Annotated in this window: 18 protein-coding genes; all 18 read left to right on the top strand. The window is 68.6% G+C overall.

The window, feature by feature from the left end:
* Positions 1–57: 57 nt before the first annotated feature.
* The 18 genes from V6U89_RS04760 (at position 58) to rpsQ (ending at position 15,992) form a co-directional block, all read left to right on the top strand.
* A complete protein-coding gene (locus V6U89_RS04760) occupies positions 58–3,945 on the top strand; it encodes a DNA-directed RNA polymerase subunit beta' (RefSeq protein ID WP_334569343.1) in 3,888 nt (1,295 codons plus the stop codon).
* Between the two features lie 118 nt (positions 3,946–4,063).
* Positions 4,064–4,432 (top strand): hypothetical protein, encoded by a 369-nt coding sequence (locus tag V6U89_RS04755; RefSeq protein WP_154941815.1) that lies wholly within the window; start codon positions 4,064–4,066, stop codon positions 4,430–4,432.
* A 544-nt stretch (positions 4,433–4,976) separates the two neighbouring features.
* On the top strand, positions 4,977–5,348 hold the full coding sequence (locus V6U89_RS04750; protein ID WP_334569433.1) for a hypothetical protein: 372 nt from the start codon (positions 4,977–4,979) through the stop codon (positions 5,346–5,348).
* Between the two features lie 470 nt (positions 5,349–5,818).
* The gene (gene rpsL / locus V6U89_RS04745) at positions 5,819–6,193 is read left to right on the top strand and encodes a 30S ribosomal protein S12 (protein ID WP_007465318.1); all 375 of its coding nucleotides are present in this window, start codon (positions 5,819–5,821) and stop codon (positions 6,191–6,193) included.
* A 1-nt stretch (position 6,194) separates the two neighbouring features.
* Positions 6,195–6,665 (top strand): 30S ribosomal protein S7, encoded by a 471-nt coding sequence (gene rpsG / locus V6U89_RS04740; protein WP_088647009.1) that lies wholly within the window; start codon positions 6,195–6,197, stop codon positions 6,663–6,665.
* Positions 6,666–6,740: 75 nt separating this feature from the next.
* A complete protein-coding gene (fusA, locus tag V6U89_RS04735) occupies positions 6,741–8,837 on the top strand; it encodes an elongation factor G (RefSeq protein ID WP_334569341.1) in 2,097 nt (698 codons plus the stop codon).
* 222 nt (positions 8,838–9,059) lie between these two features.
* Entirely contained in the window at positions 9,060–10,253 is a 1,194-nt protein-coding gene (gene tuf / locus V6U89_RS04730; protein WP_334569340.1) for an elongation factor Tu, read from the top strand.
* Between the two features lie 353 nt (positions 10,254–10,606).
* Positions 10,607–10,915, top strand: a complete 309-nt coding sequence (rpsJ, locus tag V6U89_RS04725) for a 30S ribosomal protein S10 (protein ID WP_007073037.1) — start codon at positions 10,607–10,609, stop codon at positions 10,913–10,915.
* Positions 10,916–10,926: 11 nt separating this feature from the next.
* The gene (gene rplC / locus V6U89_RS04720; RefSeq protein WP_334569339.1) at positions 10,927–11,592 is read left to right on the top strand and encodes a 50S ribosomal protein L3; all 666 of its coding nucleotides are present in this window, start codon (positions 10,927–10,929) and stop codon (positions 11,590–11,592) included.
* Positions 11,589–12,239: a 50S ribosomal protein L4 gene (gene rplD / locus V6U89_RS04715; RefSeq protein WP_154941819.1), complete on the top strand. Its 651-nt coding sequence runs from the start codon at positions 11,589–11,591 to the stop codon at positions 12,237–12,239. Before rplC ends, rplD begins: the two co-directional genes overlap by 4 nt.
* The gene (gene rplW, locus V6U89_RS04710; protein WP_073834931.1) at positions 12,236–12,538 is read left to right on the top strand and encodes a 50S ribosomal protein L23; all 303 of its coding nucleotides are present in this window, start codon (positions 12,236–12,238) and stop codon (positions 12,536–12,538) included. The genes rplD and rplW overlap by 4 nt, the downstream gene beginning before the upstream one ends.
* Before the next feature lie 12 nt (positions 12,539–12,550).
* Positions 12,551–13,390 (top strand): 50S ribosomal protein L2, encoded by an 840-nt coding sequence (rplB, locus tag V6U89_RS04705; protein ID WP_088998353.1) that lies wholly within the window; start codon positions 12,551–12,553, stop codon positions 13,388–13,390.
* Positions 13,391–13,402: 12 nt separating this feature from the next.
* Positions 13,403–13,684 (top strand): 30S ribosomal protein S19, encoded by a 282-nt coding sequence (gene rpsS / locus V6U89_RS04700; protein ID WP_007073032.1) that lies wholly within the window; start codon positions 13,403–13,405, stop codon positions 13,682–13,684.
* A 40-nt stretch (positions 13,685–13,724) separates the two neighbouring features.
* Positions 13,725–14,183, top strand: a complete 459-nt coding sequence (rplV, locus tag V6U89_RS04695; RefSeq protein ID WP_088960255.1) for a 50S ribosomal protein L22 — start codon at positions 13,725–13,727, stop codon at positions 14,181–14,183.
* Positions 14,183–15,055 (top strand): 30S ribosomal protein S3, encoded by an 873-nt coding sequence (gene rpsC / locus V6U89_RS04690; protein ID WP_334569337.1) that lies wholly within the window; start codon positions 14,183–14,185, stop codon positions 15,053–15,055. The genes rplV and rpsC overlap by 1 nt, the downstream gene beginning before the upstream one ends.
* 3 nt (positions 15,056–15,058) lie before the next feature.
* Complete coding sequence (gene rplP, locus V6U89_RS04685) at positions 15,059–15,484, top strand: 50S ribosomal protein L16 (protein WP_073834927.1); 426 nt, start codon at positions 15,059–15,061, stop codon at positions 15,482–15,484.
* Positions 15,484–15,720: a 50S ribosomal protein L29 gene (rpmC, locus tag V6U89_RS04680; protein WP_013288628.1), complete on the top strand. Its 237-nt coding sequence runs from the start codon at positions 15,484–15,486 to the stop codon at positions 15,718–15,720. Before rplP ends, rpmC begins: the two co-directional genes overlap by 1 nt.
* Positions 15,717–15,992 (top strand): 30S ribosomal protein S17, encoded by a 276-nt coding sequence (rpsQ, locus tag V6U89_RS04675; RefSeq protein WP_091262798.1) that lies wholly within the window; start codon positions 15,717–15,719, stop codon positions 15,990–15,992. Before rpmC ends, rpsQ begins: the two co-directional genes overlap by 4 nt.
* The last annotated feature ends 23 nt before the right edge of the window (positions 15,993–16,015 follow it).

Raw genomic sequence — 16,015 nt, 5'->3', positions numbered from 1 at the left:
GCCGGCTCCCGACCCCACCCACTAGCTAGCAGTACAGACGACGACATAGGGGACATAGTGCTCGACGTCAACTTCTTCGACGAGCTGCGCATCGGCCTCGCCACCGCCGACGACATCCGTCAGTGGTCGCACGGTGAGGTCAAGAAGCCTGAGACGATCAACTACCGCACCCTGAAGCCGGAAAAGGACGGGCTCTTCTGCGAGAAGATCTTCGGTCCGCAGCGGGACTGGGAGTGCTACTGCGGTAAGTACAAGCGGGTCCGCTTCAAGGGCATCATCTGCGAGCGCTGCGGCGTCGAGGTGACCCGTTCCAAGGTCCGTCGTGAGCGGATGGGGCACATCGAGCTCGCCGCTCCGGTGACCCACATCTGGTACTTCAAGGGCGTGCCGAGCCGGCTGGGCTACCTGCTGGACCTCGCCCCCAAGGACCTCGAGAAGATCATCTACTTCGCCTCGTACGTCGTGACGAGCGTGGACGCCGAGTCGCGTCACCGTGACCTCTCGACGATCGAGAACGAGATCCTGGCCGAGAAGCGGCAGTCCGAGAACAGCCGCGACTCGGAGATCGAGAAGCGGGCCGCCAAGCTCGAGGCCGACCTGGCCGAGCTGGAGGCCGAGGGTGCCAAGGCGGACGTCCGGCGCAAGGTCAAGGAGGGCGGAGAGCGCGAGATGCGCCAGATCCGCGACCGGGCCCAGCGCGAGATCGACCGCCTCGACGAGGTGCTGGACACCTTCCGCAAGCTGGAGCCGAAGCAGCTGGTCACCGACGAGCTGCTCTACCGCGAGCTGCGCGACCGGTTCGGCGAGTACTTCACCGGCGGCATGGGCGCCGAGGCCATCAAGGCGCTGGTCCAGAACATGGACCTCGACGCCGAGGCCGAGAGCCTGCGCGAGACCATCCGCTCCGGCAAGGGCCAGCGGAAGATCCGGGCGCTCAAGCGGCTCAAGGTCGTCGCGGCGTTCCTGAACACCCGCAACTCGCCGCTCGGCATGGTGCTGGACTGCGTCCCGGTCATCCCGCCGGACCTGCGCCCGATGGTGCAGCTCGACGGTGGCCGCTTCGCGACCTCCGACCTGAACGACCTGTACCGCCGCGTGATCAACCGGAACAACCGCCTCAAGCGGCTGATCGACCTCGGCGCGCCCGAGATCATCGTCAACAACGAGAAGCGGATGCTCCAGGAGGCCGTCGACGCGCTGTTCGACAACGGCCGTCGCGGCCGGCCGGTCACCGGTCCGGGTAACCGCCCGCTCAAGTCGCTGTCCGACATGCTCAAGGGCAAGCAGGGCCGGTTCCGCCAGAACCTGCTCGGCAAGCGCGTCGACTACTCCGGCCGTTCGGTCATCGTGGTCGGCCCGAAGCTGAAGCTGCACCAGTGCGGCCTGCCCAAGCAGATGGCGCTGGAGCTGTTCAAGCCGTTCGTGATGAAGCGGCTGGTGGACCTCAACCACGCCCAGAACATCAAGTCCGCCAAGCGGATGGTCGAGCGGCAGCGGCCGGTCGTGTGGGACGTGCTGGAAGAGGTCATCGGCGAGCACCCGGTGCTGCTGAACCGCGCGCCGACCCTGCACCGCCTGGGCATCCAGGCCTTCGAGCCGCAGCTGGTCGAGGGCAAGGCGATCCAGATCCACCCGCTCGTCTGCACCGCGTTCAACGCGGACTTCGACGGTGACCAGATGGCGGTGCACGTGCCGCTGTCCGCCGAGGCCCAGGCCGAGGCGCGGATCCTGATGCTGTCGTCGAACAACATCCTCAAGCCGGCCGACGGCAAGCCGGTCACCATGCCCACCCAGGACATGGTCATCGGTCTCTACCACCTCACCCACCTCACCCCGGGTGGCAAGGGTGAAGGCCGGGCGTTCAGCTCGGACGCCGAGGCGCGGATGGCGTTCGACAGCGGCGAGCTGCACCTGCAGACCCCGGTCAAGATCCGGCTGCGCGGCGTGGTCGGTGTCGACAACGGCGCCGGCGCCGAGCCGTGGGTCGCGCCCGAGGGCTGGGCCGAGGGCGAGCCGCTGACCGTGGAGACCACGCTGGGCCGGGTCCTGTTCAACGAGACGCTGCCGCAGGGCTACCGCTTCGTGAACTACGAGATCCGCAAGGGCCAGCTCTCCGCGATCGTCAACGACCTCGCCGAGCGCTTCCCGAAGGTGGCCCTCGCGGCCACCCTGGACGGGCTCAAGGAGGCCGGTTTCCACTGGGCCACCTGGTCCGGCGTCACCATCGGCATGGAGGACGTCATCGCGCCGCCGCGCAAGCGGGAGATCCTGGCGCGGTACGAGAAGGACGCCGACCAGATCGACAAGCAGTACCAGCGTGGTCTGATGACCGCCGAGGAGCGTCGCGGCGAGCTCATCGAGATCTGGACCAAGGCGACCAACGAGGTCGCCAAGGAGATGGACACCGCGCTGCCGCAGGAGAACCCGCTGTGGAAGATGATCCACTCGGGTGCCCGCGGTAACCTGCTCCAGCTCCGGCAGATCGCGGCGATCCGTGGTCTGGTGGCCAACCCGAAGGGCGAGATCATCCCGCGGCCGATCAAGGCCAGCTACCGGGAGGGTCTGTCCGTGCTGGAGTACTTCATCTCCACGCACGGTGCCCGTAAGGGTCTCGCCGACACCGCGCTGCGGACCGCCGACTCGGGTTACCTGACCCGTCGTCTGGTGGACGTCTCGCAGGACGTGATCATCCGCGAGGAGGACTGCGGCACGGACCGGGCGATCCCGATGCAGATCGGCGAGCGGCTGGACGGCAAGCTGGTCGTGCACACGCACGCCGAGACCAGCGTGCACGCCCGGACCCTGGCCGACGACATCAAGGGGCCGGACGGCACCGTGGTGGCGCAGCGCGGTCAGGACCTCAACTCGATCCTGGTCGACAAGATCGTCGCCGCCGGGACGGAGACGGTCCGGGTGCGCAGCGTGCTCACCTGCGAGTCGAAGCTGGGCGTCTGCGCGGCCTGCTACGGCCGCTCGCTGCCGACCGGCAAGTCGGTCGACATCGGCGAGGCGGTCGGCATCATCGCCGCCCAGTCGATCGGTGAGCCCGGTACGCAGCTGACGATGCGTACCTTCCACACCGGTGGTGTCGCGGGTGAGGACATCACCCAGGGTCTGCCCCGTGTCCAGGAGATCTTCGAGGCCCGGATCCCGAAGGGCAAGGCGCCCATCGCCGACACCCCGGGCCGGGTCCGGATCGAGGACGGCGAGCGGTCGCGGAAGATCATCGTGGTGCCGGACGACGGCAGCGACGAGATCGTCTACGACAAGATCTCCAAGCGGGTCAAGCTGCGGACCCACGACGGGGACCACGTCGAGGTCGGCGAGAAGCTCACCGAGGGCACCATCGACCCGCACGAGCTGCTCCGCATCCTCGGCCCGCGCGCGGTCCAGGTCCACCTGACCCAGGAGGTCCAGGAGGTCTACCGCTCGCAGGGTGTGCTCATCCACGACAAGCACATCGAGATCATCATCCGCCAGATGCTCAAGCGGGTGACGGTCATCGACTCCGGCTCGACCGAGTTCCTGCCGGGCGTGCTGGTCGACCGGGCGCTGTTCGAGTCGGAGAACCGCCGGCTCGTCGGCGAGGGTGGCGAGCCCGCCGCCGGTCGCCCGGTGCTGATGGGTATCACCAAGGCCTCGCTGGCCACCGACTCCTGGCTCTCGGCGGCCTCCTTCCAGGAGACCACCCGGGTGCTGACCGACGCGGCGATCAACTCGCGCAGCGACTCGCTCGTCGGCCTCAAGGAGAACGTGATCATCGGTAAGCTCATCCCGGCCGGTACGGGCATCAGCAAGTACCGCAACGTCCGGGTCGAGCCGACCGAGGAGGCGAAGGCCAAGGTCTACTCGATGACCGGCTACCCGGAGACCGACTACGGCTTCGGGCCGGCCAGCGGGCAGGCTGTGCCGCTGGACGACTTCGACTTCGGGTCGTACCGCTAAGCAGTGACCGACGAGGCCCCCGGCGTGACCGCCGGGGGCCTCGTCGTGTCCCGGGGTGGGTCGGTCTTCGGGGCCGAGGTGGCCGGTCCCGGCGTGCGCCGGCGGGCATGATGGGGGTATGACGACCGCTCCCGGGCAGCTGCCCGTGGCGCACCAGCCGCCACGCCACCCGCTCGACCCCGACCCGGCGCCCGCGACCAAGGCTCGCGCCGTCTTCGCGCTGGGCCTGATCGGGGCGCTGACCGGGCTGTTCGTCGGCGGGGTGGTACCCGCGACGGTGGCGCTCCAGCTCGCCCGGCAGGCCCGGCGGGAGGCGTACGCCTCCGGCGGGTACCTCACCGGCGCGGCCTGGCTGCGGCAGGGGGAGCGGCTGGCTTGGGCGGGTCTGGTGCTGGTCGCGGTCGCCGTGGTGACGCTGGTGGTGATCGGCGTGGTCCGGCTGGCCGACGCCCCGTTCGGGCAGGACTACGCCCCGAACGTGGACTGAGCGCCGGTGATCGTGCGCGCCCTGCGGGGCGGTGCGCGCCGACGGTAGCCTGGCCGGTGTCCGTCGCGCGGCGAGGGATCTGGCTTGTCGACAGGAGGACCACGTGACGGAACCGGCGCCGCCGTCGGGAGCCGACCCGGGCGGCCAGCCCGCCGGGCCCCCGGAGACGGGTGCGCCCGGGTCCGCCGGTGCGGCCCCGCCCGCGCTCCCCGCGCCGGAGGTGTCGCCCTGGTCGGCGCAGGGGGCCGCCGCGGGCGATCCGTCGAGCCGGGCCGCCGGCACGCCGCCGGAGGCCACCCCCATCGGGTACGCGTCGCCGCCGGCGCCGGCGTACCCCGGGCAGTTGTCGCCGGGCCAGCCCTTCGGCGGCCATCCCGGGCAGTTCTCGCCCGCGCAGCCGGGCCAGGTTTCCGGGCCGTACCCGGGGCCGTCTCCGGCGGGGGCGTACCTCGGTGGGACGCCGGGCGGCGGGTGGCCGCCCGGTCCGGGGTGGTTGCCTCCGCCGCCGCGCGAGGCGCCCAGACCGCCCAAGCGGGTCGATCCGGTGCCGGGTACCCCCTTCGGGGTCGTTCATCTCGACGTGCCGGCGGTGACCTCCGGTCCGGCGGTGGGCTCGCTGGTGGCCGGGGTGGTGTCGATCCTGGTGTCGGTGCTGGTGCTCTGCTTCGGTGTCGTGGCGGCGCGGTACGGCGGGGCCTGGGCGGCCGGCGCGTTCACCGTGCCGGGCGCGCTGGCCGGGGCGGCCGCGATCGTGGCCGGGCTGCTGGCCCGGCGGCAGATCGGGCGGACGGCACCGCCGCCGGCCGTGCGGTTCACCGGGCGGGGGCTGGCCACGGCCGGGATCAGCTGCGGGGCGACGGGTCTGCTGCTCTGCCTGGCGGGCCTGGGGCTGGCGTTGCTGCTGCAGTTCGGGTGACGGCCGTCGCGGCGGGGGCGACGGGTCGCTTCCGCGGGCAGCCGGTACACTTGGAGCCGTAGGTGCCCAGCACGGGCGAGCAGGCGCCACGGGGCGGGCGATCGGCGGGGTTTGAGATCCGCCGGACCATTCCGTTTTGACCTGCGAGGCTGTGGTAGGTACTCTTTCCCCTTGTGCCCGGGCCAGCCCGGGCAACTCGTGCGTGCGCGGGTCCCGGTTCATCCGGCGATCGAGCGGCCGCACGACACAGTCCAAGACCCGGCGCACGGTCCACCGCGTGCCGGCGAACAGAATCCGGTGCGACGCGCGAGCGACGGCACCGGGACCGTGAGCTGGGCGACACGCCCGACCGCGGGTGCCGGGACCTCCGTGAGGTGGCCCTGGTCGGAATGTAGGAGAGCCGTCCATCAGGTCGGCTAACGAGCAGACGGCGCGGTCGCGTGAGCGGCCGAAGGGAGCGGAGAAACCCGGTGCCCACCATCCAGCAGCTGGTCCGAAAGGGCCGCCAGGCCAAGACGACCAAGACCAAGACCCCGGCGCTGAAGGGCAGCCCTCAGCGGCGCGGTGTGTGCACCCGCGTGTACACCACCACCCCCAAGAAGCCGAACTCGGCGCTCCGCAAGGTCGCTCGTGTCAAGCTCAGCAGCCAGATCGAGGTGACCGCCTACATCCCGGGCGTCGGTCACAACCTGCAGGAGCACTCGATCGTGCTCGTCCGCGGCGGCCGGGTGAAGGACCTCCCCGGCGTGCGGTACAAGATCGTCCGCGGTTCGCTGGACACCCAGGGTGTCCGCAACCGCAAGCAGGCGCGCAGCCGGTACGGCGCGAAGAAGGAGAAGAGCTGACATGCCGCGTAAGGGACCCGCTCCGCGGAAGCCGCTGGTCGCTGACCCGGTGTACAACTCGCCGTTGGTCACCCAGCTGGTGAACAAGATCCTGATGCGCGGTAAGCGTCAGCTCGCCGAGCGCATCGTGTACGCCGCCCTGGAGGGCTGCCGCGAGAAGAGCGGCACCGACCCGGTCGTCACGCTCAAGCGCGCGATGGACAACGTCAAGCCGACCCTCGAGGTCCGCAGCCGCCGTGTCGGTGGCGCGACCTACCAGGTGCCGGTCGAGGTCCGTCCGGCCCGCGCGACCACCCTCGGTCTGCGCTGGCTGGTGACCTACTCCAAGGCCCGTCGTGAGAAGACCATGGTCGAGCGGCTGATGAACGAGCTGCTGGACGCGAGCAACGGTCTGGGTGCCGCCGTCAAGCGGCGCGAGGACACGCACAAGATGGCCGAGTCCAACAAGGCCTTCGCGCACTACCGCTGGTAACACCCTGGTTCCGGCGCCGGACCGGCGCCGGAACCGCCACCAGTTGAGTCGAGACGACGATAAGTAGGGATTGAAGTGGCCGCCGCAGACGCGCTCGCCAACGTACGCAACATCGGCATCATGGCGCACATCGATGCCGGTAAGACCACGACCACCGAGCGGATCCTGTTCTACACCGGTATCACGTACAAGATCGGTGAGGTCCACGAGGGCGCTGCCGTCATGGACTGGATGGAGCAGGAGCAGGAGCGTGGTATCACCATCACCTCCGCTGCCACCAAGTGTGAGTGGAAGGGCCACACGATCCAGATCATCGACACGCCCGGTCACGTCGACTTCACGGTCGAGGTCGAGCGGTCGCTGCGGGTGCTGGACGGTGCGGTCGCGGTCTACGACGGTGTCGCCGGCGTGGAGCCGCAGACGGAGAACGTCTGGCGTCAGGCCGACAAGTACCACGTACCCCGGATGTGCTTCGTCAACAAGCTCGACCGGACCGGTGCCGACTTCTTCCGCTGCGTGCAGATGATGATCGACCGGCTCAACGCCACCCCGCTGGTGCTCCAGATCCCGATCGGCCTCGAGGGCGACCACATCGGCGTCGTCGACCTGATCGGCATGCGCGCCCTCACCTGGCGCGGGGAGACCCAGAAGGGTGAGGACTACGCCATCGAGGAGATCCCGGCCGACCTGGCCGACTCCGCGGCGGAGTGGCGCGAGAAGCTGATGGAGACCCTGGCCGACGTCGACGACTCGGTGATGGAGAAGTACCTGGAGGGCGAGGAGATCTCCGTCGAGGAGATCAAGGCCGCCATCCGTCGGGCCACCATCGCCAGCAAGGCCAACCCGGTGCTCTGCGGCTCGGCGTTCAAGAACAAGGGCGTGCAGCCCATGCTCGACGCCGTCGTCGACTTCCTGCCGTCGCCGCTGGACGTTCCGGCGATCGAGGGTACGGCCACCGACGGCGAGACCCCGATGCAGCGGAAGCCGTCCAAGTCGGAGCCCTTCTCCGGCCTCGCTTTCAAGATCCAGACCGACAAGCACCTCGGCAAGCTCACCTACGTCCGGGTCTACTCCGGCGTGGTCGAGACCGGTACCCAGGTGGTCAACTCCACCAAGGACCGCAAGGAGCGGATCGGCAAGATCTACCAGATGCACGCCAACAAGCGGGAAGAGCGCAGCTCGGCCCAGGCTGGCGACATCATCGCGGTGCAGGGTCTCAAGCAGACCACCACCGGTGACACCCTCTGCGACCCGGCGAACCCGGTCATCCTGGAGTCGATGACCTTCCCGGAGCCGGTCATCGAGGTCGCGATCGAGCCGAAGACCAAGGCCGACCAGGAGAAGCTCAGCACCGCCATCCAGCGGCTGGCCGAGGAGGACCCGACCTTCCGCGTCAAGCTGGACGAGGAGACCGGTCAGACGGTCATCTCCGGCATGGGCGAGCTGCACCTGGACATCCTGGTGGACCGGATGCGCCGCGAGTTCAACGTCGAGGCGAACATCGGCAAGCCGCAGGTGGCGTACCGCGAGACGATCCGCCGCAAGGTGGAGAAGATCGAGTACACCCACAAGAAGCAGACCGGTGGTTCCGGCCAGTACGCCCGCGTGATCGTGAGCGTCGAGCCGCTGCCGTTGGACAACGACTCGCCGACCTACGAGTTCGCCAACGCCGTCACCGGTGGCCGCATCCCCCGGGAGTTCATCCCCTCGGTGGACGCGGGTGCCCAGGACGCGATGCAGTACGGCATCCTCGCCGGCTTCCCGCTGGTGGGTGTCAAGCTGACGCTGCTGGACGGTCAGTACCACGAGGTCGACTCGTCGGAAATGGCATTCAAGATCGCCGGCTCGATGGTGATGAAGGAGGCGGCCCGCAAGGCCGACCCCGCGCTCCTCGAGCCGATGATGGCCGTTGAAGTCACCACTCCTGAGGAGAACATGGGTGACGTCATCGGCGACCTCAACTCCCGGCGCGGCATCATCCAGGCGATGGAGGAGCGCAGCGGCGCCCGTATCGTCCGGGCCCTGGTGCCGCTGTCGGAGATGTTCGGCTACGTCGGCGACCTGCGGTCGAAGACCCAGGGCCGGGCTAGCTACAGCATGCAGTTCGACTCCTACGCCGAGGTTCCGCAGAGCGTGGCGAAGGAGATCATCGCCAAGGCGACTGGTGAGTGACGCTCACCTGAGTTGATCCGATGGTTCGAGGCTGGTCGCGGGAGGGCACTCCCCGCCCGCGGCCACCTCGATCGGGTTGTGTGAGACCGGGCCTGTAGGCTTCATCGCCGCAGAACCCACCAAAGCTCTCCGGCCGCCAGGCCGGAAAGGCTGTCGACAGAGTCCTAAGCGCCAATCGGCGCGCCGGGGCGAACGAACCAAGAAGTCCACAGGAGGACACCAGTGGCGAAGGCGAAGTTCGAGCGGACTAAGCCGCACGTCAACATCGGCACCATTGGTCACATCGACCACGGTAAGACGACGCTGACGGCGGCCATCACCAAGGTCCTGCACGACCAGTTCCCGGACCTGAACCCGTACACGCCGTTCGATGAGATCGACAAGGCGCCGGAGGAGAAGGCCCGCGGCATCACGATCTCCATCGCGCACGTCGAGTACCAGACCGAGGCGCGTCACTACGCGCACGTCGACTGCCCCGGTCACGCCGACTACATCAAGAACATGATCACCGGTGCCGCGCAGATGGACGGCGCGATCCTGGTGGTGGCGGCGACCGACGGCCCGATGCCGCAGACCCGCGAGCACGTGCTGCTGGCCCGTCAGGTCGGTGTGCCGTACATCGTCGTGGCGCTCAACAAGAGCGACATGGTCGACGACGAGGAGCTCCTGGAGCTCGTCGAGCTCGAGGTCCGCGAGCTGCTGTCGGCGCAGGAGTACCCGGGTGACGACCTGCCGGTCGTCCGGGTCTCGGCGCTGAAGGCCCTCGAGGGTGACCCCGAGTGGACCGGCAAGCTCCTGGACCTGATGAACGCTGTCGACACCGCGATCCCGCAGCCGGAGCGCGAGACCGAGAAGCCGTTCCTCATGCCGATCGAGGACGTCTTCACGATCACCGGTCGTGGCACCGTCGTCACCGGTCGCGCCGAGCGCGGCATCCTCAAGCCGAACGAGGAGGTGGAGATCGTCGGCATCCGCGAGAAGTCGATGAAGACCACCTGCACCGGCATCGAGATGTTCCGCAAGCTGCTCGACGAGGCCCGCGCGGGTGAGAACGTCGGTCTGCTGCTGCGGGGCATCAAGCGCGAGGACGTCGAGCGCGGCATGGTCGTCATCAAGCCGGGCACCAGCACCCCGCACACCGAGTTCGAGGCGACGGTCTACATCCTCTCCAAGGAGGAGGGCGGCCGGCACACCCCGTTCTTCCAGAACTACCGTCCGCAGTTCTACTTCCGGACCACGGACGTCACCGGCGTCGTCACGCTGCCCGAGGGCACCGAGATGGTCATGCCGGGCGACAACACCACCATGACGGTGAAGCTGATCCAGCCGATCGCCATGGAGGAGAACCTCAAGTTCGCGATCCGCGAGGGTGGACGTACGGTCGGCGCTGGTCGCGTCACCAACATCCTCAAGTGAGCTGGGTAACCCCGATTAGCGTGGCCGCCGGTCGTGCGGCATACTAGTCAGGTTGCGTAACGACGGTTAGTCACCTGCGTCCGGTGAGAGCTGGACCTCCGGGAGACCAACAGTCGCGCGTAGGGTGGTTGATCGCCCCTGGCGGTCAACCACCCTCGCACGGCGTCCAGATCGCTGTGATGCGATCGGCGCCTTGACCCACCGCGTGGTCTGAGAATCGCTCCGGAGTCCCGGGGCGGAGCCTGGCCCGAGGGCGCGACACGCCCGACCGCGGGGGTCGGCGAAGTGGGCCTGTACCAGCCGGTACAGGCGCCCGCAACACAGCGGCATCGAGAGAAGGAACAGAAGCCACCATGGCGGGACAGAAGATCCGCATCCGGCTCAAGGCCTATGACCACGAGGTCGTCGACTCCTCGGCTCGGAAGATCGTCGAGACGGTGACGCGTACCGGGGCGCAGGTCGCGGGCCCGGTGCCGCTGCCCACGGAGATCAACCGTTTCTGCGTTATCCGCTCGCCGCACAAGTACAAGGACTCGCGCGAGCACTTCGAGATGCGCACGCACAAGCGGCTGATCGACATCATCGACCCGACCCCGAAGACGGTCGACTCGCTCATGCGCCTCGACCTGCCGGCTGGCGTCGACATCGAGATCAAGCTGTAGGGACCGGACAAATGGACAGGCAAGTCAAGGGGATCCTGGGCGCAAAGCTCGGCATGACCCAGGTCTGGGACAACAACCGCGTTGTCCCGGTGACCGTGGTTCAGGCCGGCCCGTGCGTCGTCAGCCAGGTTCGTAGCGCCGAGAAGGACGGTTACTCCGCAGTCCAGCTCGCCTACGGCACGATCGACCCGCGCAAGGTCAAGAAGCCGCTGGGCGGGCACTACGCGAAGGCGGACGTGGCGCCGCGCCGGCACATCGTCGAGCTGCGCACCGCGGACGCCGCGGACTACTCGCTGGGCCAGGAGGTCACGGTCGAGCAGTTCCCGGCCGGCGTCGCCATCGACGTCACCGGCAAGACCAAGGGCAAGGGCTACGCCGGCCCGATGAAGCGGCACGGCTTCCACGGTCTGCGCGCCAGCCACGGTGTGGAGCGCAAGCACCGCTCGCCGGGCTCCATCGGCGCCTGCGCCACCCCGGGTCGCGTCTTCAAGGGCACCCGGATGGCGGGCCGGATGGGTGGCGTGCGCTACACCGTCCAGAACCTGACCGTCCAGGCGGTCGACACCGAGAACAACCTCCTGCTCGTCCGTGGTGCCATCCCCGGCCCCAAGGGCGCGCTGGTCCTGGTCCGTACCGCGGCCAAGACCAAGGTGAAGAAGGGCGGTGCGGCCAAGTGACCACCGTTGACGTCCGCAACGTCGAGGGCGCCAAGAGCGGCTCCGTCGAGCTGCCGGCCGACATCTTCGACGTCCAGGCCAACCTCGCGCTGATGCACCAGGTCGTGGTGGCCCAGCTCGCGGCGGCCCGGCAGGGCACGCACAAGGTCAAGACCCGCGGCGAGGTCGCCGGTGGCGGCAAGAAGCCGTACAAGCAGAAGGGCACCGGTCGTGCCCGGCAGGGCTCGATCCGCGCGCCGCAGTTCGCCGGCGGTGGCGTGGTGCACGGCCCGGTCCCGCGCGACTACAGCCAGCGCACCCCCAAGAAGATGAAGGCCGCCGCCCTGCGTGGCGCCCTCTCCGACCGGGCGCGCGCCGGCCAGGTGCACGTCGTCGAGGCTTTCGTCTCGGGCGAGAAGCCGTCGACCAAGGCCGCTCTGGCCACGCTGGCGAAGCTGACCGAGGCCCGTCGGGTCCTGGTCGTGCTGAGCAGCGCCGACGAGCTGAACTGGGTGTCGCTGCGCAACGAGCCGCGGGTGCACCTGATCGAGGCCGGCCAGCTCAACACGTACGACGTGCTGGTGGCCGACGACGTGGTCTTCACCAAGGAGGCCCTGGACGAGTTCCTGGGCGTTCCCGCCGAGACCACCGAGGAGGGTGGCAAGTGAGCACGATCGCCGATCCGCGCGACATCATCGTCGCGCCGGTCGTCTCGGAGAAGAGCTACAGCGAGCTGAACCGCAACTGGTACACCTTCCTGGTGCACCCGGACGCCAACAAGACCGAGATCAAGATCGCTATCCAGCAGATCTTCAACGTCCGCGTCCTGACGGTCAACACGCTCAACCGCGAGGGCAAGCGCAAGCGCACCAAGACCGGCTTCGGTCAGCGCAAGGCGACCAAGCGGGCGATCGTGAAGCTGGCTGACGGTGACCGTATCGAGGCCTTCGGCGGCCCGGTCAGCTGAGGGGTGTAGACAATGGCTATCCGTAAATACAAGCCGACGACGCCGGGCCGGCGTGGCTCCAGCGTCGCCGACTTCGCCGAGATCACCCGGTCGACGCCCGAGAAGTCGCTGCTGGCTCCGCTGCCGAAGAAGGGCGGACGCAACGCCCACGGCCGGATCACCACCCGGCACCACGGTGGCGGCCACAAGCGGCAGTACCGCCTGATCGACTTCAAGCGGGTCGACAAGGACGGCGTGCCGGCGAAGGTCGCGCACATCGAGTACGACCCGAACCGCACCGCGCGCATCGCGCTGCTGCACTACGCCGACGGCGAGAAGCGGTACATCATCGCGCCGAAGGACCTGAAGCAGGGCGACCGCGTCGAGTCCGGTCCGGGTGCCGACATCAAGCCGGGCAACAACCTGCCGCTGCGCAACATCCCGGTCGGTACGACGATCCACAACGTGGAGCTTCGTCCGGGCGGCGGCGCCAAGCTGGCCCGCTCGGCCGGCGTCGGCATCCAGCTGCTCGGCCGTGAGGGTGTGTACGCGACCCTCCGCATGCCGTCCGGTGAGATCCGGCGGGTGGACGTGCGCTGCCGCGCCAGCATCGGCGAGATCGGCAACGCCGACCAGTCGAACATCAACTGGGGCAAGGCCGGCCGCATGCGGTGGAAGGGCAAGCGCCCGACCGTCCGTGGTGTCGCGATGAACCCGGTCGACCACCCGCACGGTGGTGGTGAGGGTAAGACCTCCGGCGGTCGCCACCCGGTCAACCCGCAGGGTAAGCCCGAGGGCCGCACCCGTCGTAAGGGCCAGCCGAGTGACCGGCTGATCGTCCGCCGTCGCTACGCCACGCGTAAGCGCGGCTGAGGGAGATAAGACATGCCTCGCAGCCTGAAGAAGGGCCCGTTCGTCGACGACCACCTGCTCAAGAAGGTGGAGACGCAGAACGACAAGGGCTCGAAGAACGTCATCAAGACCTGGTCGCGGCGCTCGACGATCATCCCGGAGATGCTGGGTCACACGATCGCCGTGCACGACGGACGCAAGCACGTCCCGGTGTTCGTGACCGAGGCGATGGTCGGGCACAAGCTCGGCGAGTTCGCGCTGACCCGCACGTTCAAGGGTCACGAGAAGGACGACCGGAAGAGCCGTCGGCGCTGACGCCGCGGGCATACGGATAGAGGAACAAGGGGTTACAGCGATGCCAGGAAAGGGCGACGCTCCGGTGCTTCCGGGCGCGCGGGCGGTTGCGCGGCACGTGCGCATCTCGCCGATGAAGGCGCGCCGGGTGGTCAACCTCGTCCGCGGCCTGCCCGCGAAGGAGGCGCTCACGGTGCTGCAGTTCGCGCCGCAGGCTGCGAGCGAGCAGGTGTACAAGGTGCTCGCGAGCGCGATCGCCAACGCGGAGAACAACGAGCGGCTGGACCCCGACGCGCTGCTCGTCAGCGAGGCGTTCGTCGACGAGGGCCCGACCATGAAGCGGTTCCGGCCGCGGGCGCAGGGCCGGGCGTACCGGATCCGCAAGCGCACCTGCCACATCACCGTGGCGGTCGAGGCGGTCGCGCCGGCTGCGCCGAAGAAGGCCGCCGCGAAGAAGGCCGCCCCGGCGAAGCAGGCCGAGGCCGCTGAGACGGAGAGCAAGACGGAGGGTGCCGAGTAATGGGTCAGAAGGTTCACCCCACTGGGTTCCGGCTCGGCATCTCGACCGACTGGAAGTCCCGCTGGTTCGCGGACAAGCTCTACAAGGACTACATCGGCGAGGATGTCAAGATCCGCCGGATGATGTCCAAGGGCCTCGAGCGTGCCGGCATTTCCAAGGTCGACATCGAGCGCACCCGTGACCGGGTCCGCGTGGACATCCACACCGCCCGGCCGGGCATCGTCATCGGCCGCAAGGGTGCGGAGGCCGACCGGATCCGCGGCGAGCTGGAGAAGCTCACCGGCAAGCAGGTGCAGCTGAACATCATCGAGGTGAAGAACCCCGAGTCGGATGCGCAGCTGGTCGCCCAGGGCGTCGCCGAGCAGCTCTCGAGCCGGGTCAGCTTCCGTCGGGCGATGCGCAAGGCGATGCAGTCGGCGATGAAGAACCCGGTCTGCAAGGGCATCCGGGTCCAGGTGTCGGGTCGTCTCGGCGGTGCCGAGATGAGCCGGACCGAGTTCTACCGCGAGGGTCGCGTCCCGCTGCACACGCTGCGGGCCAACATCGAGTACGGCTTCTTCGAGGCCCGTACCACCTTCGGCCGGATCGGCGTGAAGGTCTGGATCTACAAGGGCGACGCCGTCCCGGGCCGGGAGGCTCCGGCCGAGGCCGGTCCGTCCCGTCCGCGTCGTGGTGAGCGTGGCGACCGTCCGGAGCGGCCGCGCCGTGGCCGGTCGGGTTCGTCCGGCACGACCGCCGGCGGCACCGAGGCCGGCCGGGCTGCTGCGACCACCATCGCTCAGCAGGCCGAGACGCCGAGTGGCGAGCCGATCGACAGTGCTGCTGTCGCCTCGGCCGCGGCTGCTCCGGCAGAAACGCAGCAGGAGGGCTGACAGATGCTGATGCCGCGCAAGCCCCCGAAGGGCTTCCGCAAGCCGCACCACCCGGACCGCCACGGCGCGTCCAAGGGTGGTAACCGGGTGGTGTTCGGCGAGTTCGGGATCCAGGCTCTCGAGCCGGCGTACGTGACCAACCGCCAGATCGAGTCGGCCCGTATCGCGATGACCCGCCACATCAAGCGTGGTGGCAAGGTCTGGATCACGATCTTCCCGGACCAGGCCCTCACCAAGAAGCCGGCGGAAACCCGCATGGGTTCCGGTAAGGGCTCGCCCGAGTGGTGGGTCGCGAACGTCAAGCCGGGGCGGGTTCTCTTCGAGATGTCCTTCCCCAACGAGCAGATCGCGCGAGAGGCGATGCGTCGCGCGATCCACAAGCTCCCGATGAAGTGCCGCATTGTTACGCGCGAAGTGGGTGAATCCTGATGGCAGCGGGCGTCAAGCCTTCCGAGCTGCGTGAGCTCTCCGAGGAGGAGCTGGTCACGAAGCTGCGTGAGGCCAAGGCGGAGCTGTTCAACCTCCGCGTGCAGGCCGCAACCGGGCAGCTGGACAACAACCGGCGGCTGCAGGTCATCCGTCGGGAGATCGCCCGGATCTACACGATCATGCGTGAGCGCGAGCTGGGTCTCTCGGCCGCGCCGACTGAGGTGACTGCATCATGAGCGAGAACACCACCGCCGCCGCGCGGGCCCGCCGCAAGGTGCGTGAGGGCCTCGTGGTCAGCGACAAGATGGAAAAGACCGTCGTGGTCGAGGTCGAGGACCGGGTCAAGCACGCGCTGTACGGCAAGATCATGCGCCGGACCAGCAAGCTGAAGGTGCACGACGAGCAGAACTCGGCCGGTATCGGCGACCGGGTCCTGATCATGGAGACCCGGCCGCTCTCCGCCACCAAGCGGTGGCGGCTCGTGGAGATCCTCGAGAAGGCCAAGTAGCGAAGGCTCGAGCTCGGCCGGTA

The organism is Micromonospora sp. CPCC 206171 (assembly GCF_036906755.1).
Lineage (GTDB): Bacteria > Actinomycetota > Actinomycetes > Mycobacteriales > Micromonosporaceae > Micromonospora > Micromonospora purpureochromogenes.
The sequence above is the reverse complement of the archived record's forward strand: the minus strand, read 5'-3'. Positions and strand labels throughout refer to the sequence as shown.

Coding starts and splice junctions, on each gene's coding strand:
- rpsQ (WP_091262798.1), top strand. CDS start 15,717: ATGAGCGAGAACACCACCGCCGCCGCGCGGGCCCGCCGCAAGGTGCGT.
- rplC (WP_334569339.1), top strand. CDS start 10,927: ATGGACAGGCAAGTCAAGGGGATCCTGGGCGCAAAGCTCGGCATGACC.
- rplP (WP_073834927.1), top strand. CDS start 15,059: ATGCTGATGCCGCGCAAGCCCCCGAAGGGCTTCCGCAAGCCGCACCAC.
- rplB (WP_088998353.1), top strand. CDS start 12,551: ATGGCTATCCGTAAATACAAGCCGACGACGCCGGGCCGGCGTGGCTCC.
- rpsJ (WP_007073037.1), top strand. CDS start 10,607: ATGGCGGGACAGAAGATCCGCATCCGGCTCAAGGCCTATGACCACGAG.
- rpsG (WP_088647009.1), top strand. CDS start 6,195: ATGCCGCGTAAGGGACCCGCTCCGCGGAAGCCGCTGGTCGCTGACCCG.
- rpsS (WP_007073032.1), top strand. CDS start 13,403: ATGCCTCGCAGCCTGAAGAAGGGCCCGTTCGTCGACGACCACCTGCTC.
- rplV (WP_088960255.1), top strand. CDS start 13,725: ATGCCAGGAAAGGGCGACGCTCCGGTGCTTCCGGGCGCGCGGGCGGTT.
- rpmC (WP_013288628.1), top strand. CDS start 15,484: ATGGCAGCGGGCGTCAAGCCTTCCGAGCTGCGTGAGCTCTCCGAGGAG.
- rpsC (WP_334569337.1), top strand. CDS start 14,183: ATGGGTCAGAAGGTTCACCCCACTGGGTTCCGGCTCGGCATCTCGACC.
- V6U89_RS04755 (WP_154941815.1), top strand. CDS start 4,064: ATGACGACCGCTCCCGGGCAGCTGCCCGTGGCGCACCAGCCGCCACGC.